Source organism: Salinibacter ruber DSM 13855 (genome assembly GCF_000013045.1).
Taxonomy (GTDB): domain Bacteria; phylum Bacteroidota; class Rhodothermia; order Rhodothermales; family Salinibacteraceae; genus Salinibacter; species Salinibacter ruber.
Window position 1 is genome coordinate 1,534,176 of record NC_007677.1, and the last position, 25,352, is coordinate 1,559,527.

Annotated in this window: 24 protein-coding genes and 1 tRNA gene; 16 read left to right on the top strand and 9 right to left on the bottom strand. The window is 67.0% G+C overall.

The window, feature by feature from the left end:
- Positions 1-521: 521 nt before the first annotated feature.
- Positions 522-2,204 carry an acyl-CoA carboxylase subunit beta gene (locus tag SRU_RS06500; RefSeq protein ID WP_118828841.1) on the top strand — a complete coding sequence of 561 codons (1,683 nt, stop codon included), beginning with the start codon at positions 522-524 and terminating at the stop codon, positions 2,202-2,204.
- Positions 2,205-2,225: 21 nt separating this feature from the next.
- Here SRU_RS06500 and SRU_RS06505 read toward each other — a convergent pair whose 3' ends face one another.
- The gene (locus SRU_RS06505) at positions 2,226-2,663 is read right to left on the bottom strand and encodes an OsmC family protein (protein ID WP_118828842.1); all 438 of its coding nucleotides are present in this window, start codon (positions 2,661-2,663) and stop codon (positions 2,226-2,228) included.
- 197 nt (positions 2,664-2,860) lie between these two features.
- On the opposite strand from SRU_RS06505, the gene SRU_RS06510 reads away from it, so the two are divergent.
- Both SRU_RS06510 and trhA read left to right on the top strand, forming a co-directional pair.
- Positions 2,861-3,427: a YkvA family protein gene (locus tag SRU_RS06510; protein ID WP_237702008.1), complete on the top strand. Its 567-nt coding sequence runs from the start codon at positions 2,861-2,863 to the stop codon at positions 3,425-3,427.
- Between the two features lie 74 nt (positions 3,428-3,501).
- Complete coding sequence (gene trhA, locus SRU_RS06515; RefSeq protein ID WP_013061754.1) at positions 3,502-4,203, top strand: PAQR family membrane homeostasis protein TrhA; 702 nt, start codon at positions 3,502-3,504, stop codon at positions 4,201-4,203.
- Positions 4,204-4,210: 7 nt separating this feature from the next.
- Here the strand turns inward: trhA and SRU_RS06520 are convergent, their stop codons facing one another.
- The 4 genes from SRU_RS06520 to SRU_RS06535 form a co-directional block, all read right to left on the bottom strand.
- The gene (locus SRU_RS06520; protein WP_118828843.1) at positions 4,211-4,975 is read right to left on the bottom strand and encodes an MBL fold metallo-hydrolase; all 765 of its coding nucleotides are present in this window, start codon (positions 4,973-4,975) and stop codon (positions 4,211-4,213) included.
- Positions 4,976-5,068: 93 nt separating this feature from the next.
- On the bottom strand, positions 5,069-6,136 hold the full coding sequence (locus SRU_RS06525; protein WP_011403976.1) for a polyprenyl synthetase family protein: 1,068 nt from the start codon (positions 6,134-6,136) through the stop codon (positions 5,069-5,071).
- Positions 6,137-6,260: 124 nt separating this feature from the next.
- On the bottom strand, positions 6,261-7,286 hold the full coding sequence (locus tag SRU_RS06530; RefSeq protein WP_112903779.1) for a FecCD family ABC transporter permease: 1,026 nt from the start codon (positions 7,284-7,286) through the stop codon (positions 6,261-6,263).
- A complete protein-coding gene (locus SRU_RS06535) occupies positions 7,283-8,245 on the bottom strand; it encodes an ABC transporter substrate-binding protein (protein WP_118828844.1) in 963 nt (320 codons plus the stop codon). Before SRU_RS06535 ends, SRU_RS06530 begins: the two co-directional genes overlap by 4 nt.
- Before the next feature lie 266 nt (positions 8,246-8,511).
- Between SRU_RS06535 and SRU_RS06540 the strand changes: the two genes are divergently transcribed.
- The 5 genes from SRU_RS06540 to SRU_RS06560 all read left to right on the top strand — a co-directional run bounded on the left by SRU_RS06540 (position 8,512) and on the right by SRU_RS06560 (position 13,981).
- The gene (locus tag SRU_RS06540; protein ID WP_043552207.1) at positions 8,512-9,906 is read left to right on the top strand and encodes a sigma-54-dependent transcriptional regulator; all 1,395 of its coding nucleotides are present in this window, start codon (positions 8,512-8,514) and stop codon (positions 9,904-9,906) included.
- Positions 9,907-10,009: 103 nt separating this feature from the next.
- Positions 10,010-10,927, top strand: a complete 918-nt coding sequence (gene deoC, locus SRU_RS06545; RefSeq protein ID WP_118828845.1) for a deoxyribose-phosphate aldolase — start codon at positions 10,010-10,012, stop codon at positions 10,925-10,927.
- Between the two features lie 50 nt (positions 10,928-10,977).
- Positions 10,978-12,567 (top strand): aldehyde dehydrogenase family protein, encoded by a 1,590-nt coding sequence (locus SRU_RS06550; protein WP_011403981.1) that lies wholly within the window; start codon positions 10,978-10,980, stop codon positions 12,565-12,567.
- Complete coding sequence (locus SRU_RS06555; protein ID WP_011403982.1) at positions 12,468-13,358, top strand: aldehyde dehydrogenase family protein; 891 nt, start codon at positions 12,468-12,470, stop codon at positions 13,356-13,358. The genes SRU_RS06550 and SRU_RS06555 overlap by 100 nt, the downstream gene beginning before the upstream one ends.
- 86 nt (positions 13,359-13,444) lie before the next feature.
- Positions 13,445-13,981, top strand: coding sequence for an SPOR domain-containing protein (locus tag SRU_RS06560; protein WP_118828846.1), 537 nt, complete (start codon positions 13,445-13,447; stop codon positions 13,979-13,981).
- Positions 13,982-13,997: 16 nt separating this feature from the next.
- Here SRU_RS06560 and SRU_RS06565 read toward each other — a convergent pair whose 3' ends face one another.
- Together SRU_RS06565 and SRU_RS06570 are read right to left on the bottom strand one after the other, a co-directional pair.
- On the bottom strand, positions 13,998-15,410 hold the full coding sequence (locus SRU_RS06565) for a pyridoxal phosphate-dependent decarboxylase family protein (RefSeq protein WP_011403984.1): 1,413 nt from the start codon (positions 15,408-15,410) through the stop codon (positions 13,998-14,000).
- A 46-nt stretch (positions 15,411-15,456) separates the two neighbouring features.
- Positions 15,457-16,533 (bottom strand): NAD(P)/FAD-dependent oxidoreductase, encoded by a 1,077-nt coding sequence (locus SRU_RS06570; protein ID WP_237702010.1) that lies wholly within the window; start codon positions 16,531-16,533, stop codon positions 15,457-15,459.
- Between the two features lie 181 nt (positions 16,534-16,714).
- Here SRU_RS06570 and thiO point away from each other — a divergent pair, with 181 nt between their 5' ends.
- The 8 genes from thiO to SRU_RS06610 all read left to right on the top strand — a co-directional run bounded on the left by thiO (position 16,715) and on the right by SRU_RS06610 (position 24,377).
- Positions 16,715-17,854, top strand: coding sequence for a glycine oxidase ThiO (thiO, locus tag SRU_RS06575; RefSeq protein ID WP_043552212.1), 1,140 nt, complete (start codon positions 16,715-16,717; stop codon positions 17,852-17,854).
- The gene (thiS, locus tag SRU_RS06580; RefSeq protein ID WP_011403987.1) at positions 17,851-18,093 is read left to right on the top strand and encodes a sulfur carrier protein ThiS; all 243 of its coding nucleotides are present in this window, start codon (positions 17,851-17,853) and stop codon (positions 18,091-18,093) included. The genes thiO and thiS overlap by 4 nt, the downstream gene beginning before the upstream one ends.
- A 48-nt stretch (positions 18,094-18,141) precedes the next feature.
- Positions 18,142-18,963 (top strand): thiazole synthase, encoded by an 822-nt coding sequence (locus SRU_RS06585; RefSeq protein ID WP_011403988.1) that lies wholly within the window; start codon positions 18,142-18,144, stop codon positions 18,961-18,963.
- 355 nt (positions 18,964-19,318) lie between these two features.
- Positions 19,319-19,951 (top strand): thiamine phosphate synthase, encoded by a 633-nt coding sequence (locus tag SRU_RS06590; RefSeq protein WP_011403989.1) that lies wholly within the window; start codon positions 19,319-19,321, stop codon positions 19,949-19,951.
- A gap of 48 nt (positions 19,952-19,999) precedes the next feature.
- Complete coding sequence (gene thiD / locus SRU_RS06595; RefSeq protein WP_011403990.1) at positions 20,000-20,872, top strand: bifunctional hydroxymethylpyrimidine kinase/phosphomethylpyrimidine kinase; 873 nt, start codon at positions 20,000-20,002, stop codon at positions 20,870-20,872.
- Between the two features lie 82 nt (positions 20,873-20,954).
- A tRNA-Arg gene (locus SRU_RS06600) sits at positions 20,955-21,028 on the top strand.
- Between the two features lie 1,108 nt (positions 21,029-22,136).
- Positions 22,137-22,409 (top strand): hypothetical protein, encoded by a 273-nt coding sequence (locus tag SRU_RS06605; RefSeq protein WP_164923570.1) that lies wholly within the window; start codon positions 22,137-22,139, stop codon positions 22,407-22,409.
- A gap of 18 nt (positions 22,410-22,427) precedes the next feature.
- Complete coding sequence (locus SRU_RS06610; RefSeq protein ID WP_164923571.1) at positions 22,428-24,377, top strand: PAS domain-containing sensor histidine kinase; 1,950 nt, start codon at positions 22,428-22,430, stop codon at positions 24,375-24,377.
- 61 nt (positions 24,378-24,438) lie between these two features.
- Here SRU_RS06610 and SRU_RS06615 read toward each other — a convergent pair whose 3' ends face one another.
- Together SRU_RS06615 and SRU_RS06620 are read right to left on the bottom strand one after the other, a co-directional pair.
- Entirely contained in the window at positions 24,439-24,966 is a 528-nt protein-coding gene (locus SRU_RS06615; protein ID WP_011403994.1) for a rhodanese-like domain-containing protein, read from the bottom strand.
- Positions 24,967-25,006: 40 nt separating this feature from the next.
- On the bottom strand, positions 25,007-25,300 hold the full coding sequence (locus tag SRU_RS06620) for a DUF493 domain-containing protein (RefSeq protein WP_011403995.1): 294 nt from the start codon (positions 25,298-25,300) through the stop codon (positions 25,007-25,009).
- Positions 25,301-25,352: the final 52 nt, after the last annotated feature.

Genomic DNA, 25,352 nt, shown 5'->3' on the forward strand with positions numbered 1-25,352 from the left:
GGCGAAGATCTCTGGGGATTGGGGGGCATGTCGGTCGTCCTCTCCTGCGCGAGGCAGGCGTTCAAGGGAGGGCGGTTTGGGGACAACGATAAAACTGCTCGTCGCGTGTGCCCGGTTGTGCGCGTCCGGCGACAAAGCGGAGTCACTTCTCGGGGCGCCCGGCCCGCTGGAGGGCCTTTCGGATCTGCTTTACCCGTCGCTTTTTCCGGGTCCGGAGTCCATCCAGCCGGGTCCGCCGGCGGGACCGATGCACGCGACGAAATGGGCTAGAAAAGAGCGTCTTCTGTTTGTTCATGCGTCTTCGTCTCTTTGTCACCAATAAGTGTAGATCGAGGCCCCCCTTGGACGCTTTGCTCCCGATAGGTTCCCGGTCGGAGTCATTTTTTAGTCGCCCCGGGCCGCGCGACGCCGTGAGGCGGACAGCATCCCGGGGGCGGCGACGCGTTTTGGATTGGGGACCGCGTCGGTTAGTTTGGGAGCAGCATCACACTCATTTTGTCGTCCGCAAAGTTTCTTGCTGCATGTCTGACTCCGGTACACTCGGCACCGAATCCCCCGTTGAAAGCGCTTCGTTTCAGGAGCAGGCGGCCCACTACCAGGCCCTCGTCGAAACGATGAAGGACCGCGCCGCGGAGGTGCGGATGGGGGGCGGGGCGGAAAAGATTGAACGCGAGCACGAGCGGGGCAAGCTCACGGCCCGCGAGCGGATCGAGTACCTGGTCGACGACCCGGCGGCGTTTGGGGAGCTGGGCCTGTTTGCCGGGTACGAGATGTACGAGGACGAAGGGGGATGCCCGGCAGGGGGGACGGTCATGGGGCTGGGGCCCGTTAGCGGCCAGGAGTGCATGATCGTGGCGAACGACGCCACCGTGAAGGCGGGGGCCTGGTTTCCGATTACGGCTAAGAAAAACCTCCGCGCACAAAAAATTGCGCTGGAGAACCATGTGCCCATCATCTACCTCGTCGACTCGGCGGGCGTGTACCTGCCGATGCAGGACGAAATTTTCCCTGATGAGGACGACTTCGGCCGCATCTTCCGCAACAACGCGAAGCTGTCGAGCAAGGGCATTCCGCAGATTGCGGCCATCATGGGGAGCTGCGTGGCCGGCGGGGCCTATCTGCCCATTATGAGCGACGAGGCCATCATCGTAGAGGACACCGGCTCTGTGTTTTTGGCGGGGCCGTACCTCGTGAAGGCGGCCATCGGGGAGGACGTGGAGAAGGAGGAGCTCGGGGGCGCCACCACCCACTCCGAAATCTCCGGCGTGGTGGACTACAAGGTGGAGGACGACGAGGCGGCGCTCGACAAGATCCGGTCGATCGTGGACCACTCCGGCCCGGTGGAGCGCTTCGGGTACGCCCGAAAGGAGCCGGCCGAGCCCGCCTACCCGGCGGACGAACTATACGGCCTTTTCCCGGCGGAGGGGAACGGCCAGTACGACATGCGCGAGATCCTGGCCCGGATCGTCGACGCGGAGTCCTGGACCGAGTACAAGGAGGGCTACGGGCGCACCCTCCTCACCGGCTACGCCCGCATCGACGGGTGGAACGTGGGGGTCGTGGCGAACCAGCGGGCCGTGGTGCGCAACCGGACGGACCTCGACTCGAAGGGGGAAATTCAGGTGGGGGGCGTCGTGTACGCCGACGCCGCGGACAAGGCGGCCCGCTTTATCATGAACTGCAACCAGAAGGAGATCCCGATCGTCTTTTTTCAGGACGTGACGGGCTTCATGGTGGGGAAGCGGGCCGAACAGGGGGGCATCATCAAGGACGGGGCGAAGATGGTCAACGCGGTGTCCAACTCGACCGTGCCTAAGCTCACCGTCGTGGTGGGCAACTCGTACGGCGCCGGCAACTACGCGATGTGCGGGCGGGCCTACGACCCGCGCCTCGTCCTGGCCTGGCCCACCGCCAAGATCGCGGTGATGGGCGGGCAGCAGGCCTCCAAGGTACTCAAGCAAATCAAGGTGCGCCAGCTCGAGAAACAGGGCAAGGAGTTGTCGGAGGAGGACGAGCAGGCGCTGCTGTCCAAAATCCAGGACCGCTACGAGGAGCAGACGACGCCGTACTACGCGGCGGCCCGTCTGTGGGTAGACGCCCTCATCGACCCGCACAACACGCGCGAGTGGCTCGCCCGCGGCCTGGACATGGTGGACCACAACCCCACGCTGGAGCGCTTCAATCCCGGCGTGATGCAGACGTAGGCCGAAGGGGATGAGGGGGCATCAATCACCGACCGGCGACTGCTCGTCCTGCTCGTACTGCTCGCCGTTGACGGTGAAGGCGAACGTGATGGTGGCGGTCTGGTCGACCATGTTCGACACCGAGCAGTACTTGTCAAGGCTCAGGTTGATGGCCCGGCGCACCTTGTCCGGGGCCACGTCGCCGTCGAGCCGGTAGTGCAAGTGCAGGTCGGTGAAGACGCGGGGCGGCTCCTCGGCCCGCGTCCCGTCAATCTCGGCGTGGAAGTCGTCGACGGTCTGTTTCTGCTTCTCCAGAATCGTCAGGAGGTCGATGCTGCTGCAGCCGACGACACTCAGGGCGGCCATTTCCATTGGGCTCAGGCCCTCCTGGTCGCCCGTCGAGGCAATCGTCACGTCGTGGTCGCCGTTCGTGCCGCGAAACTGGACGGCATCGTTGATCTGCTCTATGCTCAGGTGCATGCGCACGGAAAGGGGGTGGTGAAAAGACCTCGGGGCTCAGTATAAAAAACGGAAGGGAAAGAGTCAGTGGGCGTAAGCTGCCGTTATTGCAAACTGGGTTTGGCGTTGATCGGAAAAACGATCGGGAAGCAGGGAGGGAGCATTCGTTCACGCATCCCGTAAACTCTCCCCGTGTTTCTCACATCGCTCCGCCCGACATGGCCGACGGTCAGCCCACTCCTTCGCCTGCCCCGCAGGGCGATCCGTCGGAGAATTCCCCTTCCGCGTCCGTCTTTGCCCGACTCCGAGAGCGAATTCAGGGCGTCCGGGACACGCGTCTCGCCGACCGGCTGGCCCAAATCGATGCCGAGTTCGTCCGGGAGAATGCGCGGCGAATTACCGAGGCGGACCTCGACACGGTGGTCGATCGCGCCGAAGCGATCGAGGCACGTTTTCGGAACGACGGCGGAATCCGACGGCTGCTGGACGAGGGCCGTTTGCTTCTAGGGCTGGTTCGGGATGTCCGGGCGGGGCGGTACCGTTGCCTTCCGGTCTGGACGCTCAGTGCGGTGGGCTTCGCGCTTCTCTACGTCCTCAACCCGTTCGATCTGGTGCCGGACGCCCTTCCCGTCGTGGGGCTTCTCGACGACGCCGCCGTCGTCTCGGTCTGCCTTTCCCTGGTGGAGCAAGATTTGCAGGACTACCAAGCATGGCGACGCGCCAGCCGAAACGAGGAAGATCCCACCGATCGGGGCGCGTCCGGTCCGGACCTAATTTCCTCGTAACAGTAGGCTCCGTGACGCGTCGTATCTTGCGCGTGAGATGCTTCCGTTTCCTTCTGACTGGTCGCCAGTAGGCGATGCCCGCCATGCTTCCATGGAACTTTGAGGGCGAGGCCTCCGAGCCCGCACAGGACCCGACAATGGCGCCGCACAAGCGGCAGTCCTACGAAGAGGAACTGGCAAACGCCATCACGCACGGGGTTGGGCTCGTGCTAAGTCTGATTGGCTGGGTCGGGCTGCTCGTCCTGTCGGGGCTGGCGGGCGGCGGGTGGGACCTGGCCGCCTCGGCGGTGTTCGGGGGCACGCTGGTCTTCCTCTACGCCACCTCCACCCTCTACCACAGTGTCGGCACCGCCCGCCTGAAGCGGACGCTCCGCATCCTCGACCACGTCGCCATCTTCCTGCTCATCGCGGGCACCTACACGCCCTTTGCCGGGGTGCTCATGCGGGAGGGTTGGGGCTGGTCCGTGCTTGCGCTGGTGTGGGGGATTGCCCTCGCGGGACTCCTGTTCAAGCTGTTCTCGACGCACCGCTTCCACCCGGCGGCCACGACGCTGTACCTGCTCATGGGCTGGCTGGGGGTGCTCTTCGCGGACCCGATGAGCGCCGCCCTGCCGCTGGGGGGGCTGCTCCTCATCGTGGCCGGCGGGCTGGCCTACACGATCGGGGTGCTCTTCTACGGGTGGCACTCCCTGCGCTACAGCCATGCGATCTGGCACGTCTTCGTGCTGGTGGGGAGCGCGTGCCACTACGCCGCGGTCGTGCTGTACGTCCTGTAGCCCCGCGCTACCACGCGTACGTTCCGAGTTCCGCGCCGAGATCGGTGTGGGGAAAGACCTGTCGCGCCTCCCGGAGGGCGTCGCGCTTGTCTCCGGGAGGGAGGTGGACCAGGAGGAGCCGGTCCACCCCGGCCTCGGCGGCCACCTCCGCCGCTCCCGCCGCGGTCGAGTGCCCGTCCCCGACGCCGTTGGCCTCGTGCACCAGCACGTCGGCCCCCTGTGCCAGGTCCACGACGCTGGAGGTGGGGGCCGTGTCGCAGGAGTACGCCAGCACGCCGTCGCCGCCGGCGTGCTCGAAGCGGAGCCCCACGTTCGCCGTATCGCCGTGATCCACGGGCGCCGCGGTCACGGCCCACGGGGCCTGGGTCCAGACGGGCGCGCCGTGCTCGTGCGGCACCGTGCGCCAGTCGATGGGCGGGATGCCGTCCCAGCCCTCGTGCACCGGCGCAAACGCATCCCACAGGCGCTGGGCCTGGGCCCGGGCGGGCTCGATGCCGCAGACGGGGATGGGGCGGTCGCGCCCGTCCAGCCAGATCTTCTCCATGAAGAGCGGAAAGCCGCTCGCGTGGTCCATGTGGGCGTGGGTCACGATGAGGCCGTCGACCTCGTCGATGGACCGGCCGCAGGCCTGTAGGCGCTGAAGCACGTCGCCGCCGCAGTCTACCACGAGCGTATTTGCGGGGGAGGCGTCGTCCGACACCGCGAGCATGGTGGTGGTGCGGTGCGGGTCGCTGAGGGCGGCGCCGGTGCCAAGGAGGTGAAGGGCAGGCATGGCGGGCAGGGTTGAATGGCGAGTGTCGAGTGGCAACGTGCAGGGGCCGCAACCAGACCTGCTCGCCCTCCGCCCCCCCAATCCGCCGCGGCCCTACCGGGAGCGCTGGATGGCAAACTCCGTGAGGCCGGCGAGCGAGGCGCGGGCCTCGGACGGCGGAAGGGCGCTTAGCAGCGAGCGGGCGTCCGCGGCCAGGGATTCCATCTTCCGGCGGGCGTGCTCGATCCCGCCGTACTCGTCCACGAAGTCCGCGATGGTGCGGAGGTCGTCGCGGTCCTTCTCGTCCTGGTCGACGATGGCGAGAATGCGCTTCTTCTCGCGTCGCCCCGCCTCGCGCAGGGCCACGATGAGGGGCAGCGTCATCTTCTTTTCCTGCAGGTCGATGCCGATCGGCTTCCCGGCGTCCTCCGCGCTGAAGTCAAAGAGGTCGTCCCGAATCTGGAAGGCCAGGCCCAGGGTTTCGCCAAACTCGTCCATGCGTTCGATGAGCGCCTCGTCGTCGGTGACGCTGACGGCACCGCTCTTGGTGCAGGCGGAGATGAGAGAGGCGGTCTTGTCGGAGATGATGCGGAAGTAGGTCTCCTCGTCGATGTCGAGCAGGCGGGACTTCTCGATTTGGAGCAGCTCGCCCTCGCTCATCCGGCGCACCGCGTCGGAGAGGGTGTGGAGCACCGAGTAGTCGTCGTGGTCGAGCGAGAGGAGAAGCCCGCGGCTCAGCAGAAAGTCGCCGAGCAGGACCGCGATCTTGTTTTTCCAAAGGGCGTTGATCGAAAACACGCCCCGCCGCTCCTCCGCGTCGTCCACCACGTCGTCGTGCACGAGCGTCGCGGTGTGCAGGAGTTCGACGAGGGCGGCGGCACGATGGGTCTGGTCCGTCGCGGCCCCCCCGCACGCCTGGGCCGACAGGAGCACGAGGATCGGGCGGATGCGCTTTCCCTTCTGCCACAGGACGTACTGCGTGACCTTGTCCAGCAGCATGTGGTCCGAGCGCATCGCCTCCCGAAAGTACGAGCGGAAGGCGTCGAGGTCGTCCTCCACCGGCACGCGGATGTCGTCGAGCGTGGTGGGGACGGGGCGGTCCAGGGGGAACGACTCTCCGTCGGCGCTGGAGGCATCGGCGGAGGCGCGGCCGTTCGTGGCGGCGGACGAGGCGTCGGGCATTTGGGGTTTCAGTTTGGATTGAAACTTCTACCTGCGGTACGTCCGGGCCCGGGAAAAGGTTTGCTGGAGGGCTGCGGGGCCCGTGAGGGGACGAGCGCGGCCCGGCCCACGCTGGACGGTCCGATTACCCAAAGTGGTAGGCGCGGCGGCGGAGCAGCACCAGGAAAAAGGGCACCCCACAGAGGGCGGTGAGGATGCCTACGGGCAACTCCTGTCCCGGCAGGACCGTGCGGGCGGCGAGGTCGGCCCAGCAGAGGAAGATGGCCCCGGCGACGAAGCTCAGGGGGACCAGGCGCCGATGCGGCACGCCCACGAGCAGGCGGACGGCATGCGGCACGATGAGGCCGACGAATCCGATGGCCCCGGAGACGGCCACCAGCGTGCCCGTCACCAGCGTCGCCAGCACGATGAGGCCCCGCTTGAGGGCCTCGACCGGCATCCCGAGGCTCCGTGCCGGCTCCTCGCCGACGAGCATGGCGTCGAGCGGGCGGGCGAGGACCAGCAGGGCCCCGAGGCCGAGGGCCGTCGTGACGGCCGGGATGGGCAGCAACCCCCACCGCGCCCCGCTCAGCGAGCCGAGCAGCCAGAAGAGCACCGCCCGCAGCTTGTCCGGCTCCGGGGAGGAAAAGGTGACGAACGAGGTGAGGGAGGCCATGAGGGCGGACATCGCCACCCCGGCCAGCAGCAGCCGGGCCACCGACACGCGGACGCCGTCGCGGGCCACGAGATACACGATCGTGATGGAGGCCAGTCCCCCGACGAAGGCGGCCAGGGGCATCGTCAGGGCTTTGCTAAGCAGGGGCGGCAGGAAGCCGAGGTAGAAGAACGACGCCCCGGCCGAGGCGCCGCTGGAGATGCCCAAGATGTAGGGCTCCGCGAGCGGGTTGCGCACGAGCGTCTGCATCGCCACCCCGATGATGGAGAGCCCGCCGCCCACCACACAGGCCAGAGCGGCCCGCGGGAGGCGCAGGCGCCACACGATGCGGTCAACCGTCGGGTCCGGGGCCGGGCCGAGGCCGAAGAGGCGGTGGGCGAGGACCCGGTACACGTCGGCCCAGGCCGTCGTCGTACTGCCCACGGCCACGGCCGCCCCGATCGTGCCGATGAGGACCGCCAACAGTCCCAAACCGACGAGCCAGGGGCGCTTCATGGGGCCGCGGGGGACGACATCGAAGAAGAGAGGCGGCCGGTGGAGTCCGACGGGGCCGAAACCCGATCGGGGTGGAGGTACCGGGCCAGTCGTCGGGCGCCCTGCAGGACGCGGGGGCCGGGGCGGGCGATGAGGGACGTGGGGAGGCTCAGGACCCGATCGTTCTGAACGGCCGGCACCACGTCCCACGTCGGGTGCAGGTCGAGCAGACGATCCGGGTCGTAGTCGCGGCCCCACAGCCCAAGAATCACGTCCGGTTTTTCCTGGAGGACATACTCGTCGCTGAGGGTGGGGGCCTGGTTCTCGATGTCGGCCGTAATGCTCGTTCCGCCGGCTGCGCGGACGAGGGTGTGCACGTAGCTTCCGCGTCCAAAGCTGTAGAGCGTATCGTCCCCGACCAGCACCAGCACGCGGGGCCGCTCGGCGTCCGGGAGGGAGCCGGTCCGGGCACGAAGGGCATCGAGAGAGGATTGCAGGGCGGCGGCGCTGTCCGCGGCGGCGGCCTCGGTTCCCAACAGCTGGCCCATGGTCTCGATGCTGGTCAGAATGTCGCCGACCGACCCGAACGAGAAGAAGTAGATCGGCACGTTGAGGGCCTCGAAGGTGTCCGTGTCCCCGGGTGCGTTGATCTGGTCGGTGGCCAGCACGAGGTCTGGCTCTTGCGCCGCCACGGCCTCGAAGTCGACGGGCAGGGCGCTCACGTGGGGCAGCGTGTCGACCGACGGCGGGTGGTCGCCCGACGACGTGATCGCCACCAGGCGGTCCCCGGCGCCGGCGGCGTGGGCAATCTCGGTAAGGTTGGGGGCGAGGGACACCACCCGCTGGACGGGGGGATCGAGGGCGACCGTCCGATCAAGGGCGTCGGTGACGGTTCGAGGCCCATCGTCGGGGGCGGGGTCCCCACACCCGCCCGTCAGCACGACGAGGAACAGCAGAAGGCCGAGAGAACGGGACGTCATGAAGAGGGCTGGAAAGGGAAAAGCAGCGACCGGACCGCTTGTACTGCGGGGTGGGAAGGGTGTTGGCAGGGTGCGGGCCGCGGGGCACAATGTCTACATCTTTACGGGCCGGTCGACGCAAAATGGAAGAATCTTCTAGGGCGTTGGACAGGAAGGAGAACGCTCTTTACATTGGTCATCTCTTCTTTGGGCACAGTCAGCCGCTGCGGGCGGAAACGGGCACGGCCGTCACGGTCCATCATCGGTGCAAAGACCCCAGGATTGTTATGAGCAAGCGGATCTTCGTTGTCGACGACGAGCCGAAAATTGGAAACTTGTTCAGCAATGTGCTGGAGCGGGACGGCTATGACGTTGACGCCTTCGTCAATCCGAACTCGCTGCTTGAGGCGCTCGACGAAGACAGTGGGGAGCCCGACGTGGTCGTGACGGACATGATCATGCCGCAGATGGACGGGGTGGAGCTCATGGAACACCTCGACGAGCGGGACCTCGACGTGCCGATCATCATCATGACGGCCCACTCGTCGGTGCAGACGGCCGTGGAGGCCATGCGACAGGGGGCGTTTCACTACCTGGAAAAGCCCGTCAACCTGGAGGAGATGCGGGCCCTTTTGGAGAAGGCCATTGAGCTGTACGGGGCGCAGCAGGAGCTCAAGCAGATCAAAACCGAAAAGCAGAAGCAGTATCCCATCGAGGGCATCCTCGGCGAGAGCGATCCGGTCGTGGAGGTGCGGGAAACCCTCGAGACGCTCTGCAATGCGTCCAACACGACGGTGCTCTTTACCGGCGAGACGGGGACCGGAAAAAACCTGGCGGCCCAAACCCTCCACTACAACTCCCCACGGGCCGAGGAGGCGTTTACCGACATCGACTGCGCGTCCCTTCCCGACAACTTGCTGGAGGCCGAGCTGTTTGGCTACGAAGAGGGGGCCTTTACCGACGCCCGGGACTCGAAGGAGGGGCTAATCGAGGTGGCCGACGGGGGGACCCTGTTCCTTGACGAGATCGACTCGATGAGCCTCGCCCTGCAGGCGAAGCTGCTCTCCTTCCTGGAAAGCCGCGAGTTTCGGCGCCTCGGCGGGGTGGAGGACAAGAGTGCGGACGTGCGGATTCTGTGCGCCACCAATTCGGACCTCGAAAAGAGCGTGCAGGAAGATGAATTCCGCAAGGACCTGTTCTTCCGCATCAACGTCGTGAACGTCAAGATGCCGCCGCTGCGGTCCATGGGCGACGACGTGTTGCTGATCGGGAGGCACATCGTCTCCGAGTTTAACCGGGAGTTCGGCAGCGACGTGAGCGGCTTCACGAACGCCGCCCGGGAAAAGCTTTTGAACCACACCTGGCCCGGCAACGTCCGCGAACTGCGGAACGTGATCGAGCGGGCCATGATTTTCGTGGAGGGCGATCAGATTGAGGCCGAGGACCTGACGCTCGCCCCGCCCAGCCGGCTCGACGAGCGGGAGCAGCCGGTGGGCAACAACGGGTTTCAGTTTGCCCTGGGCCAGACGCTCAAGGACGTGGAGAAGGCCTACATTCGCCGCACGCTCGAGACGCGGGCGGACGACAGCTACGCCGACATTGCGGACGACCTCGGCATCTCCAAGAAGACGCTGTGGGACAAGCGCAAACGCTACGACCTCGACGAAGTGGTGGACCGGTAGCCCCGGTTCCGCCGCGTCGGGATCGGTCTGTGATCCCACTCGTTTTGGGCAGTCCCTCGATGTCCGTTCGCCAGCACCACTTTGGCCCAACCCGGCCCGCTCCATGCCACAGTCCCCCCCCGCCACGTACCGCCCCCCGCAGGTGCCCACCGTCGACGAGGTGGCCGCCCGGGAGCGCGCCTCCCGCCTCGCCAGTCGCAGCATCAAAACAGAGGCGAAGGTAGAGGGCCTAAAGCGCCTCATCGCCATGCTCGACCTCACGACGCTGGAGGGGGCGGACACGCCGGGCAAGGTGAAATCCCTCTGCCAGAAGGCCCGCACGCCGGACCCCGGCAGCGACCAGGACCATCCGTCCGTCGGGGCCGTCTGCGTCTACCCGCCCATGGTGCCCGCGGCCCGCGAGCAGGTGGCGGATGCCGACATCAACGTGGCGTCGGTGGCGAGCTACTTCCCGAGCGGGCAGGCGGCCCTTGAGGAGCGCGTGGCCGAGGTGGAGCGGGTTCGGGACGCCGGGGCCGACGAAATCGACGTCGTGATCAACCGCAACGCGTTCCTCGCCGGCGAGTACGAGCGGGTGCACCGTGAGATCAGCGCGCTGGCCGACGCGTCCGGCGAGAAGCACCTGAAAGTGATTCTGGAGACGGGCGAGCTGGAAACCTACGACGCCGTCCGTTTGGCCAGCCGCATTGCGATGGACGCCGGGGCCGACTTCATCAAGACCTCCACCGGCAAGGTGAAGCCCGCCGCGACGATGCCGGTGACGCTCGTGATGCTGGAGGCGATCCGCGACTACTACCGGGAGACGGGCCGCCCGGTGGGCATGAAGCCGGCGGGGGGCATCCGGAAGGCGAAGCCGGCCCTCCGGTATCTCGTCATGGTCAGAGAGGTGCTCGGCGACGCGTGGCTCACGCCCGAGCGGTTCCGGATCGGGGCCTCGTCGCTCCTCAACGACCTGCTCCTGCAGCTGGAGAAGGAGCGGCACGGGCGCTACCACTCGAAGCGATACTTGTCGCTCGGGTGATCGCCCGGCGCTGATCGTTCTGCATCTTTGTTGATTAGGTCTTTACCGACATGGCTGAACTAGAGGCCGCCCCCAACACCGCTCGCGAGCTGCTCTTCGGCGACGAATGGGAGTACGCCCCCGCCCCGCAGTCCGCCGACCACGTGCGCCTGGACGACCGCTACGGGCCCTTCATCGACGGGGAATTCCGGGAAGTGGACGAGTACTTCCCGTCGATCAACCCGGCCACGGAGGAGCCGCTCGCGGAGGTCGGCCTCGCCGACGAGGCCGTCGTCGACGAGGCCGTCGGGGCCGCCCGGACGGCGTACGAGTCGCACTGGCGCGACCTGCCCGGAAAAGAGCGGGCGAAATACATCTATCGGATCGGGCGGATGATCAAGGAAAAGTCCCGCGAGTTCGCGGTGCTGGAGTCGATGGACGGGGGCAAGCCGATCCGCGAGTCGCGCGACATGGACATCCCCCTGGTGGCGGCCCACTTCTTCCACTACGCCGGCTGGGCCGACAAGCTGGAGTACGCCCTGCCGGGCCCGGGCCGGCCCCGCTCGCTGGGCGTGTGCGGCCAGATCATCCCCTGGAACTTTCCGCTCCTGATGGCGGCGTGGAAGCTGGCCCCGGCCCTCGCTACGGGCAACACCGTCGTGCTGAAGCCCGCCGAGACGACGCCCCTCACGGCCCTCAAGCTCGCCGAGGTGATTCAGGAGGCGGGCCTGCCGCCCGGCGTCGTCAACATCGTGCAGGGGGCCGGCGAGGTGGGCTCCGCCCTCGTGGAGCACCCGGACGTCGACAAGATTGCGTTTACCGGCTCCACCGGGGTCGGCAAGCACATCCAGAAGCAGCTTGCCGGGACGAAGAAGCGCCTCACGCTGGAGCTGGGGGGGAAGGGGGCCAACATCGTCTTCGAGGACGCGCCCATCGACCAGGCCGTGGAGGGCATCGTGGACGGCATCTACTTCAACCAGGGGCACGTCTGCTGTGCGGGGTCGCGGCTGCTGGTCCAGGAGAGCGTGGCGGAGGAGGTGACCCGGAAGCTGCGGGACCGCATCGCGACGCTCCGGGTGGGCGACCCGCTCGACAAGAACACCGACATCGGGGCGATCAACTCGAAGCCACAGCTGGAGAAAATCCGCCGCCTCGTGGACGTCGGCGAGCGGGAGGGCGCCGACAAGTTCCAGCCGGAGTGCAACCTGCCGGACGACGGCTTCTGGTTCCCGCCCACGTTCTTCACCAACGTGACGCAGTCCCACCGCATCGCGCAGGAGGAGATTTTTGGTCCCGTCCTGTCGGTCACTACGTTCCGCACGCCCGAGGAGGCGGTCGAGCGCGCCAACAACACCGAGTACGGCCTCGCCTCTGGCATCTGGAGCGACAAGGGCTCGAAGCTCTTCTCGATCTCGCAGGCGCTGAAAAGCGGCGTGGTCTGGGGCAATACCTACAACAAGTTCGACCCCGCCAGCCCCTTCGGCGGCTACAAGGAAAGCGGCTTCGGCCGCGAGGGGGGCATGCACGGTCTTCTTCCGTACCTTGAACGTCCATCGCAGTCATGGCAGCCACAGACGCCCACGAACGGCTCCCCGTCTACAAAACCCGCAAGCTCTACATCGGCGGGGGCTTCCCCCGAACCGAAAGCGGACGATACATAACCGCCACCGACCCAACCGGCGAATTCGTGGCCAACATCTGTCGCGCGTCGCGCAAGGACTTTCGAGATGCGGTCGTGGAGGCCCGCGAGGCCCAGGACGGCTGGAGTTCGCGGAGCGCCTTCAACCGCGGGCAGATCCTGTACCGGATGGGCGAGATGCTGGAGTCCCGCCGGCAGGCGTTCGTCGATACCCTGGTCGACACCGCCGGCTACGCCCCCGACGCGGCCGGGGCGGAGGTGGACGCGGCGATTGACCGGCTCGTCTACTACGCGGGCTGGACCGACAAATTTTCGCAGGTGTTTGGGAGCATCAATCCCGTGGCGAGCTCGCACTTCGACTTCTCCGTCCCCGAGCCGTCGGGCGTCGTCGCCGCCTTCTGTCCGGAGGCCGCGCCGCTCTTGGGGCTCGTCTCCTGCCTGGCCCCGATCATCGTGCCCGGCAACACGGTCATCCTGGTGGTGGAGAACGACGCCCCGACGCTGGCCCTCGACCTGGCGGAGGTGCTCGACACGAGTGACCTGCCGGGTGGGGTCGTCAACATTCTCACGGGCCACCGGGAGGAACTCCGGGAGCACGTGGGGGGGCACCGCGACGTAGACGCCATTCTGAGCGTCGGCGCGTCGACCGAAGAGCGCACCATCCTGGAGCGGGAAGGGGCCGAGAGCGTCACGCGGATGGAGTTTCGCCCGGGTCGCTCGCCGGCCGAGTGGCGGGCCGATGAGAGCCAGTCGCCCTACTGGATCACGCCGTTTGTCGAGTTTAAGACCACCTGGCACCCGGTTGGGCGTTGAGGATTGGGCGTTGAGGGTTGAGGGCTGAGCTCGTGGGTCGTCTCTTCCTATCTTACTTTGTTTTGGAGACAAGCATTCCGTTGCGTATGCATCGTCGCTCGCCCTTCGCCATTCTCGCGCTGGCCGTCGTGCTGGGCGCCTGCACCGGGGCGTCACAGACCTCCGGGCAGGAAGGTCCCGCTGAGCCGGAGCCCGCAGAGGCGGCCCCGTCGGTGGCCGAGTACGAAACGTTCGACCCGTCGGCGTACGACGCCCGCCCGCCGGAGCGCACTGTAGAGGTGACCCACCAGGTGCCCGATCGCCTGTTGCAGGGGCGGGCGGACGAGGGCGTGCAGCAAACGGTTGAGGGCTTCCGGGTGCAGGTGTTCTCGGCGCGGGACAAGCAGGCGGCGCAGGACTTTCAGGTGAAGGTCCGGCAGTGGTGGGAGGAGAACAAAGCGGAGGCCCCGACTGCGGTCTTGGGGAATGAGCCGCCCATTGTTGTGCAGTACTCGCAGCCCTACTACCGGGTGCGGATGGGGGCCTTTGCCGAGCGCGACGCGGCCGAAGAAGCCCTTGCGTTCGTCCGGAGTGCGTACCCGAACGCCTTTATTTCTCGGGGTACGGTGACGGTGACGAGGTAGGAGAGCGGCGGGCGCATCACGGTGCGGCGGAATCGAGCGACTGGGCCTTGTTCGCGAGTCGGTCCACCAGATCGGGGGCGTACGTCTCGTGCTCCGGCTTCATGAGGACGCTGCGCAGGACGGCGGCCTCGTCCCGATCGGCGTGGAGCGACGGCCGCAGGGTCGTCAGTGCGTCCGCGGAGAGCCGATACACGCTGGTAAAGATGGGATCGTCCGGGTCGTTCATGGCCGCGTCGAAGAGGGCCTGGCTTGCCTCGTGGACGGCGGAGAGGGACGATTCCGATGTGGCCGGCACGTACGAGACGATGTCGGTCTCCGGGGGCGCCACGACGTGGAGGGCATCGGTGTCCGCCACCGCGTCGGTCCAGGTGCGGGCCGCCCGCATGCAGGCGGCCAGGATGGGGCCGAGGCCGTCGTCCGGCTTCAGGGGCAGCGCCTTGAGCGTGCACCAGAGCGCCCCGGCCGCCGCCCCGGCTCGTGAGCACTCCAGGCTGATCTCGCCGAGGTGCAGGTCGTCGGACGTGAAGTAGGTGTAGGGCGAGTCGTGCTGGTAGAAGCGCCCCACCGCCGGGTCGCGGAAGAGAATGCACCCGCAGCCGTACGGCTGCAGGCCGTGTTTGTGCGGATCAATGGCGACGGAGTCGGCGTCTTCGATTGCGCGAAACCGCTCCGCGGGAAAGTTCGGAATGTCGGGCGCGTCCGGCTCCGTCAGCAGCCGGAAAAAGCCGCCGTACGCGCCATCGACGTGAACCCGAGCGTCGTGCGCCCTGCACAGCGGGATTGCGTCGTGGATTGGGTCCACCGTGCCGAGTCCGGTCGTCCCGGCCGTCAGCACGACGGTCCCGATCGCGTGCTGCTCCAGCACGCGGTCGAGGGCGTCCAGGTCGATCCGGCCGTGGGCGTCCGCCGGCACCGGCACCACCTCTACGTCGAGCACGTCGCCCATGCGGCCGTGGGTGTAGTGGGCGTTGTCCGCCACCGCGACGGCCTGGTCCGGATGGAGCTCGCGCGCCACCCAGAGCGCCTCCAGGTTCGCCACGGTGCCGCCGCCGGTGAGGTGGCCGAGGCTGGCGTCGGGCAGCCCGAGCATGCCGGCCAGGTCCGCCACGACCTCCTTTTCCATCTGGCTGGTGGGCGAGCCGCCGTCGAGCGCGTGGTTGTTGGGGTTGATGCGCTGGGCCGCCGCGTACGCCGCACAGGCGACCGGGTGGGGCGGCTTCAGCATCTGCCCGGCGTAGCGCGGGTGGTGGAACGGGTAGTTGCCCTCCAGGCGCTCCAGGTACTCGTCGAAGGCGGCGTCGAGGCGGTCCGGATCGACGCCGAGGGCGTCGTGGCGGTCGAACGCGCCCCAGGACTGTTCCCAGTCCTCGACGTGCTGGAGGGCGCGGTGAAGGAGGGCGTCGGCGGCAGGGGAGGATTGCGGGGACACGTTGAACGGTTTTTATTTAGAGAAGCAGAGGGACGCGCCTCGGCGGTTACCCCCCTCGCGTGGAGACAGTGTCGGGGATTTTGCCGGGAGAATTGAGGAGGTTGGGGAGGTTGAGGGCAAGGATAGGGGCGGTGAGCAGGCCCTTCGAGCCGAGGGCGGTGAACGCCCAGAGCCGCTCGCGGCGGGGGAGGGGGCCAAGGAGCGGCCGGTTCGTTGCCGAGTGCTTCACCCGCACCCCTGCCACCTCGCCCCGCACCTCGGCGTGCTGTACCCCCGGAATCAGGTCACTGGTTTTCTCCTGGATGTAGGCCGTGGCGTCGGGGGTGGGCGAGAGGTCGTCGAAGTTGTTTTCGTAATTGCTCCCGAGGACCAGCGTGTCGCCCTCGGGCACGATGTAGCCCCGTCCCGACATCGGCGGGAGGGAGTTCGAGAGGGGCTTCGGGCGGCGGACGCGGACGGTCTGGCCCTTCACGCCGTCCAGTCCCAGTCGCCGTAGTTCCGGAAACGGGGGATAGCCCTGCCCGAGCGCCAGGAGCACGCGGTCGGCCCGCAGCGCTTCGGTGTCGTCGCCGCGGTCGACCTCCACCACCGCGGCGCCGGGCGTCTCGCGCCAGTAGAGCACCGGCGCCTGCGTCTCGATTGTCGCCCCGCGGGCCTGTGCCGCCTCCAGCAGCGCGTCGACCATCGCCCCGACGTTCACGGCGCCGCCCCGGGGAACGAAGAGGGCGCCGCGGTCGGGCTGCACGGCGGGATATCGGTCCCGAACCGTGGCCGGGGAGAGCCAGGTGGCGAGGTCCGGATGCGTCTCGGCGGCGTCCTGGAAGGGGGCGACCTGATCGGGCTCCACGGCGGGCCGGAGCACGCCGGTGTCGGGAAAAAGCGCCGGGGCACCGGCCTCGTCTAGGAGCGTCGGCACGGCGTCCAGGGCCTCGCGCAGGCGCCAGATGGGGCGGGCGCGGCGCCCCATGAACGGGTTGACGAGGCCCGCGGCGGCCCCGGAGGCCCCGGACGCGGGCTCGTCCGACTCCAGCACGCGGACCCTGTGGTCGCGGCTCAGGGTGAAGGCCGCACAGGCCCCGGCCAGGCCCGCGCCCACGACGATTACGTCGGCGTCGTAACGCATACGAAAAACAACAATCATTCGTGCAACGGTCGTCTTCCACACGCGTCCGGTGCCGCAGCGTTCGGGACACTTCTGGAAAATGACGCGTTCGACACTGCGTTGCAAACAAGGCCGACACTCTTCTGCACAGAAGAGTCCCGGACACTCCACTGGATGCGTTGCACGAATTGCTCGTTTTGCGATGACCCGAGACGTGCTGATTGTTGGGGGCGGCACCGTCGGACTGAGCATCGGCTTTGAGCTCGTCCGTCGCGGCACGCCCGTGACCCTCTTCGAAAAAGAGACGGCGGGGCGCGGCACCTCGTACCAGGCCGCGGGCATGCTGGCCCCCGACGCCGAGATCGAATTCGAGGAGCGGGAGCTCTACGACTTCAACCGGGAAAGCCTGCGGCGTTGGCCCGACTTTGCCGACCGGGTGGAGGCCGCATCCGGCCAGTCGGTCGACTACCGCGACGAAGGGACGCTCATCGTGGCCGATGACCGCGACGCCGCCGAGGCGCTGGAGCGGCTTTACGAGTTCCAGCGAGACCAGGGCCTGGACGTGGAGTGGCTCACCGGGGCGGAAGCGCGCGACGTGGAGCCGTTCGTGGCCCCGAGCCTCGCCGCCGCCGTGTACGCCCCGTCGGACCACCAGGTCGACAACCGCCGCCTTGTGGGGGCCCTGCGGACGGCGTTCAAGGCGGAGGGGGGCACGCTGCACGAGGAAACCCCCGTCGAGGCCGTCGTGCCGGACGAGGACGTGCCGGCGGTCCGGACGGCCGGCGGCGAGCGCATCGAAGGGAATCGGGTCGTGGTGGCGGCGGGCGTCTGGTCCCGCGAGCTGGACGGCCTCACGCCCGATGCGACGCCCCCGGTGCGTCCCGTGAAGGGACAGTCGCTTCAATTGCGCAGCAAGCGCCCATTTGACCTTCAGCACGTGATTCGGGGGCCGGAGGCGTACCTGGCCCCCAAAAGCGACGGACGGATCGTCATGGGGGCCACGAGCGAGGAAATGGGCTTCGACACGACGGTGACGGCGGGAGGGCTCTACGACCTCCTGGAAGGCGGATGGGAGGTCGTGCCGGGCATCCGCGACCTGCCGGTCGACGAGACGTGGGCCGGACTGCGGCCCGCGAGCCGCGATCACGCGCCTCTCCTGGGGCGGTCGGCCGCACCCGGGGTGCTCATGGCGACCGGGCACTACCGGCACGGGATTCTGCTGACGCCCATCACGGCCGAGGAGATGGCGCGACTGATTCGCACCGGAGAAACCTCGGACTGGCTCCGGCCGTTTTCTCCCCGTCGTTTTTCTGATGCCAAGTCCCCGACGAGGTCCGCATGAGCTCCCCGACCGACTCCTCCATTCCCGTGACGGTCAACGGGGACGGGCGCACTGTGCCCGAGGACTATCCGTTGACCGAGCTGCTTCGGGACCTGGAGATCGACCCCGACAATGAGGACGAGGCCGCCGGGGTCGCCGTGGCGCTCAACGAGAGCGTGGTCCGCCGCCAGGACTGGGAGGACGTGCGGCTGGCCGAGGAGGACTCGATTGAGATCATTCAGGCGCAGCCGGGCGGGTGAGGGCGGGAATCGGGTGCCTCGAGGTCTTTTGTGTTGAACGGTCTGATTATGAGTGACGTCACGCACGCCAACGGAGCGGTCGCGAACGAGGCGGACGACGCCCTCGTGATTGGCGACCATTCCTTCTCGTCCCGCATTCTCGTCGGGACGAGCCGCTACCCGAACCCGCAGGTCATGCTCGATGCCCTGGAGGCGACCGGCACCGAGCTGGTCACGGTCGCCATCCGGCGGGTCAACATCGAGAACCCGGCCCCCGAGAGTCACCTCGATCTTCTCCGCAGGGGGGGATACGAGGTGCTGCCGAACACGGCGGGCTGCTACACGGCCCGCGAGGCGGTCCTGACGGCCCGGCTCGCGCGGGAGGCCCTGGGCACGGACCTGCTCAAACTGGAGGTGATCGGGGACGACGAGACGCTCATGCCGGATGTGGAGCAGCTGCTCGATGCCGCCAAGACGCTCGTCGACGACGGCTTCACGGTCCTCGCCTACGCCAACGACGACCCCATCACGTGCCGCAAGCTGGCGGACCTTGGGTGCGCGGCCGTCATGCCCCTCGGATCGCCCATCGGAAGCGGCATGGGCATCGTCAACCCGTACAACCTGCGCATCATCCGTGAGATGATCGAGGACACGCCCCTGATCGTCGACGCCGGGATTGGCACGGCCAGCGACGCCGTGACGGCGATGGAGCTGGGCTACGACGGCATCCTGGTCAATACGGCGATTGCGCAGGCGCAGCACCCGGTCGACATGGGCCGCGCGATGCGCAAGGCGGTCGAGGCGGGACGGAGTGCCCATCGCGCCGGACGCATCCCACGGCGTCTGTATGCGGAGGCGTCGTCGTCCATGGAGGGGCGCATTGGAACGTGACGAGAAGAAAAGGGGGAGCTCCCCGGCCTCTCCTGGGGGCTGGCGCGAGTCTCCTTCGGGCCGCTCGGCGTTCAGAAGCGGTCTGTCGGATGAATATTCAGCCGAGACACAGCGGGCGACGTGCACAAACGAGGCCCAAGCGAGCCTCATGGCAGGGGCTGAGCAGAAGCGAGATCACCCCTCCGGAGAGGCTCCCGGGCGAGTGCCGAACCCGGTCTGCCCTGGGAACGCAGTGGCCGAGTCGTCCCTGGGCTGCAGGGATCCGTGCGGCCGGAGGCGACAAACAGTCCGGCAAACAGCGTCTCACGCCCCAAAATCCTACTGCTGCACTGCACCGTAACTAAACGGGTTGCTCATGGCCGCCCTTCCGTATCCCCGCCTGGCACTCATCGCCGACGGCTTCACGAACGACGCCCGGGCCGACCGGGCGGTCGAGGCGGTGCGGGCAGGGGTGCGCTGGGTGCACCTTCGTGATCACGAGGCGAGTCCGGAGGCGTTTGCGACGGCGGCGCACGCCCTCGCAGACCGGCTCCAGACCGCGGCCGACGACGTCACGATCACGGTGAACACCCGCGTCGATGTGGCCGACGCGCTCGGGAGCGGGGCACACATCGGATGGCGTGGGCCTTCGGTGGGGGAGACCCGCGAGAGGCTCGGACCGGAGGCCCTCATCGGCTACTCCGCCCACGAGCACGTGGAGGCGGAAGGAGACCGGACGCAGGGGGTTGATTATTACTTCTTCAGTCCGGTCTTTCCAACCACCAGCAAGCCGGACCGGCCCCCAACAGGGATTGGTCCGCTCCGTGCCTTCTGCCGCGTTGCGGCCCCGGTGCCCGTGCTTGCCCTGGGCGGCATTACCCCCGAACGGGTCTCGGTATGCCGGGAGGCCGGCGCCCACGGGGTGGCCGTGCTTTCGGGAATTATGAACGTAGACACGCCCCGTGCCGCGGCCCGGGCGTACCTCCGCGCACTTGCCGAACACGCGTAGCCGGGGCCCGTCCACCACTGCCTGCATCGACCAAACTCTGCTTTGCCCATGTCCACGAAACCCGTAGCCCTTACCATCGCCGGTAGCGACTCCGGAGGCGGTGCCGGCATCCAGGCCGACCTCAAGGCCATGGAGGCCAACGGCGTGTTTGGGGCCTCGGCCCTCGCAGCCGTCACGGCACAGAACACCGAAGAAGTTTCGCGGGCGCACGACCTGCCGCCGTCCCTCGTGGCCACCCAGATTGACGCCGTCGTGGGCGACATGGACGTAAAGGCCGCCAAGACCGGAATGCTCTCGGCGCCCCCCATCATCGAGACGGTGGCCGACCGCGTGGCGACCCACGACCTGCGCCCGTTCGTGGTCGATCCGGTCATGATCTCGAAGACGGGCTTCAAGTTGCTACAGGACGAGGCCATCGACACGCTGGTCAATGACCTGCTTCCCCTGGCCACCCTCGTTACGCCGAACGTCCACGAGGCGGAGCACCTGACCGACGTGGAGATCGACACGCCCGACGATCTGCGGGCGGCCGGGGCGGCCTTGCTCGAGTACGGCCCGGACGCCGTGCTCGTCAAGGGGGGGCACCTGTCCGGGGCCGACGATGCGGTGGACGTGCTCGTGGACGGCGAGACAGGGCGGCGCTTTCAGGCCCCGCGGATCGATACGGAGCACACCCACGGCACCGGTTGCACCTACGCCTCCGCCATCGCAGCTCACCTGGCGAAGGGGCACGACCTGGGCGCGGCCGTCGACCGGGCGAAGCGGTACGTAACCGGTGCCATCCGCCACGCCTTGCCGCTCGGACACGGCCGGGGGCCCACGAACCACTTTTTTCACCTCGATCCCGAGGCGGCCCTTGCCGACGCCGACACGGCCGCCGCGTCGACGGAGCCGCTGGCCGACAGCGTGAACACTTCGTAAGAACGTCGAAGGGAGGATCTTTTGCGTTTCGCGGAGCGTGTGAATGATGCTCTGCGCAGAGATCGCGGCGCGAGCACTGCATCTGCCCGTAGCTCAGTTGGACAGAGCGCAGCCTTGCGGTGGCTGAGGCCGGGGGTTCGAATCCTCCCGGGCAGGCTTCTCGGTCTATTGTTTCCCCTCGGTCCCATGCGGCCGAGGGGTTTTCTTTGTCGCCTGCGAGGCGCGTGGCGTTCAGGGACGACGGCGATTGATCCCATGCGGCGTGAGGAATAGCCCAAGACTTGGGCACATTCGGCTTCTGTCGTCCCTCAACCCCTGCTCACCGGACTGGTGCCTTGTCCCACGTGCCGCTGCAGGATGCTTCTCCTCGCGTTTGTTCCGGTCGGATCCGCACAGGCCCAGGATCACGGGATGTGGACTGTATACCAGCATCCCTTGAAGGGAGCGAAGTACGTGGACCGTCCGTTCGCCGTCGGCCCCACGAGTCCGGCTTGGCCTGGGTTCAACACCGCCGGGGTTCGGGCCGCCACGGCCGGCAACGCCATTCCGGGGTCCGTGGAAAAGGAGGCCTACACCTCCGGCGAACACGGTTCCGTTGCCACCTCCTACGTGCTGCCGACCGATCAGTACAGCACGCAGCTCGACCCGCCGGCCCACTGGAACGAGCGCGGCGTCCTGCGCCCGGTCCCGGCGGACTCGGCACAGTCCCCCCCAAGGCCGCACAAATCGTGGTGCCCGCTGCGGGCCGCAGCCAAAATGCCTACCGCAGATGTGTGCCGGCCCGGCGCCGCCCCACGGACGGTCTGGAGCGGGCCGGGATCGCCACACTCCGTCAGAAGTGCTCCGCTGGAGGCCCCATCGCTCTGGGACCCGAGAATCGAAGCGGCTCAGAATTCACCTGTAGCCTGGCCCGGACGGGGGGGGGCTGAACGAGCTCGCACGCGCCCGGCAGTGGGCGGAAACTCGACACAGGCCTCGTCCCTCAGTCCGGCTGTGCCGTAGACCGCTCCCCCGTGCCCGTCAGGGACGAGGTGCCCCAAGTTCCACGGGGCACCCTGCCGGGGAGGACTGCGCAAACCGCTGCCCCCGTTGATTCCGGATGCCCCCTGCCGCCGTCTGTATTTTGGTAAAGTTTTGTGTGCGCTTAAGCCAATCCCTGTATGGTTCTTGAGGGACTACAGGTAGAGTGAACCCCGCGAACGGAGAAGTTACTTCCTACTGGTTCCCCGGTACGACTTCGGGAATTCTTACTCGAAACGGTTCCATGATCCACCTGCTTTCGATCACCGCCTCCGTCCTGCATCCGGACGACCCGTCCCTGTCGGAGCGAGAATCCGTACAGGTGCAGCAGTATCGGCTGTCCTCGCTCTTGGCGGCCGTTCTGCTGCCCGTCTTCGGCACTCTGTACAGCTGGGCCGACCCGCAGGCCGTCGATCCGGCCTGGATTCGTCTTGCGCTTTCGGGCCTTCTGCTAGGGCTTTTCGTCGGCTCGTACCTATCGGACCGCGTGTGCCGAAACTACGTGCCGCTGACATAGGGCCTTATCTATCTGTGCATGGCCTGGGTCACGGTCCTGGCCACGCTCAACGGCTTCTCCAGCGACTACACGATAGGGCTTGTCGTCTTCTACGGCTCCGCGGCCGTGGTCATCGGGCTCGGGGCGGAGTCCATCGCCCCGGTGTTCTGGTTCCTGGGGGCCGGATTTCTGTTCGCCGTGGGGGGGCTCCTCGCGGCCCCGATACCACAGACAGATCCGCTCATCCTGATTTCTGGGCTGTCCACGGTGGCTTTTGCCGAGGGCTTTTCCCTCTGGGGGCAGTTTGCCGCCTGGAAGAAGGTCGAAAACCAAGAGGCCCGCCTTCGTTCGATTGCCGAAAACGTCTCCGATGGCATCTACCGCTCGACGCCGGACGAGGGGCTCGTGTTTGGCAATCAGGCACTGGCCGATATGTTTGGGTACTCGAGCCCGCAAGAGCTCCTCCAGATGGACTCGGAGGCCCTGTACGCTGAGCCCGACAAGAGAAAACAGTTGGCGGCGGAGCTGAGACGAGGAACGAGCGAGCTTGACGGCATGGAGATTCGGTTCCGCCGAAAGGACGGAACGACATTTACCGGGCTTCTCAGTGGCACCGTGGTCCGTGACGAGGAGGGCACTGCCCAGTACTATGATGGGGCCATCACCAACATCACGCAACTAAAAGAGCAGCAGCACGCACTTCAGAAGCGCCGGGTCAAGCTCGAGGCGCTCTACACGGCCACCGACTCCCTGCTCCGGGCATCCAGCCGGAAGGAGGTTGGGCAGGTTTTGACCGAGCTCGTCCAGGACACACTTGGGTATCGCGGCGTCTCCACCCGATTTGCCGAGGGGGGCGTCCTCAAGCCCACCCACGTAGCGGAGTCGGTCCACGAGTTCATGCCGGAGCGTCCGGCTTTTGAGATCGGCGGGGAGAGCGCCATCGCCGAGGCGTACCGGACCGGCGAGACACTTATTGTGCCGGATCTGCAGAAGGCAGAGATTGACGACCCCAACGATTACGGGGCCCTTCGCTCGGCGGTCGTCGTGCCGCTGGGGGAGCACGGCGTCTTTTCGGTGGGCTCGCCGACGCCCGGTGCGGTCGGGACCTTCGACACGCATCTAATCGAGGTGCTGGGCACCTACGCGATGGTGGTGCTCGACCGTCTTCAGCAGGAGCAGGTTCTCCGATCCGCGAAGGAACAGGCAGAGCGGGCCCGAGCACGGGCCGTGGAGGCCTCGAAGGCGAAATCGGCCTTCCTGGCAAACATGAGCCACGAGATTCGGACGCCCCTGACCTCGATCATCGGCTTTGCCGACGCCATCGGTGAAGAGATCCAGTCGCTGAAAGACTGCCCGGACGAGGCAAATATCGTGCAGCTGGATCGGTTCTCGGAACTCGTCGGGCAGGGCGGAAAGCGGCTGCTCGACACGCTTGACGCGGTGCTTAATCTGTCCAAGTTGGAGTCCGGGCAAATCGAGCTGGCCGAGGAGGCCGTCGATCTGGTTGAGAAAACCCGTCAGGTTGCCGAAGAGCTTCGGCCCTCGGCGCAGGAGAAGGACCTTTGCCTGGACCTGCAAATGGACGCGGACGAGATTTTAGCTCGGGCCGACGAGGGCGGGGTGCAGATTGTCCTACAAAATCTTCTCTCCAACGGAATCAAGTACACCGAGGAAGGAGGGGTCCAGGTACGGGTTCACCGGACCGCCGAAGACGCGGTCCTGGAGGTAGAAGACAGCGGAATTGGAATGGAGCCGGAGCGGGCCGAGGCGCTCTTTGAGCCGTTCCGCCAGGCGTCGGAGGGGCTGAGCCGAAAGTTTGAAGGATCCGGCGTCGGACTGGCGGTGACCAAGAAGGCCGTTGAACAGATGGACGGTCGGGTGGACGTAGAGACCGAAAAAGGAAAAGGCAGCCGATTCGTCGTGCGGCTTCCGTGCTGCGAGAAGAACGGGGCGCGCCGTGACGTTGCGGCCCCATCCGGTCAAGGCTGAGGCGAAACGACTGTGCGCATGGCGTTGGGGCGGGCACGGGCCTGTGCTCCCATCGGGGGGCCTACAGACTCTCCGACGAAGGGGAGGCCCGCAGGGAGTCCGTCAGCAACTGTCCCCAAGAGGCATCGTAGGGGTGGACGGCGGACACCGGTTCGCCGTTCCGGTAGACCGGTCGTCCCTCATTCGCCCAGCGGAAGATGGAGCCCTTCAGGTTGTAGACTCGGGAAAACCCCTGCGTCTGCAACGCCTGCACCACGCCCGCGGACCGGTACCCGACCGAGCAGTACACCACGATCGGTGCGTCCGACGCCAGGGTGTCCAGGGCCGGGTAGGCGTCCGCCGACGGGCTCACACGCCGCGCCCCCCGCAGGTGGCTTACGGCGTACTCGTCGGGCGAGCGGGCGTCTAGCAAAACAGGGGTGGGGGAGGTGCTGTCGGCCAGCTGTGCGGCGAGCGAGTCGGTCGTGAGGGCGGTGACGTCCGGATAGTCGGCTGCGATCATGTGGTTGACCGCGCGCCAGGTGAGTGCCTCCGAGCACCCGGCCTGGAGCGCCACCGCGCACAACAGAGACGCGAAGAGCCTGCGCATCGTTTTTTGTGGCGGGAAATTGGAACAGAGAAGAGGGGGCCTACAGCGCGATGACGTCTTCGATGCCGGAGGCCCGTTCGTAAATCTCGACGACCTCTTCGCTCGACGACATGCGGAGGTGGGCCGTCACGCTCTTGTAGTTGCCCTTGCTGGACTCCCGCACCCGGACCGGGTGGTCGTCGAACACGGCCTTTAGGTCGTCCAGTCGGGCCGACGGGGCGATAAATTTGAAGGTGTACTGCGTCGGCCAGTCGTTCTGGTCGTCGAGCAACTCCTCAAAGCGGTCCCACCAGGCCTCGTCGTTTTCGGCGTCCGGCTGATTGATAAACTGCATCAAAGAAAAGGATTGGTTTGAAAGCCCTTGACGGCGGTGTCTACGCGTGGCG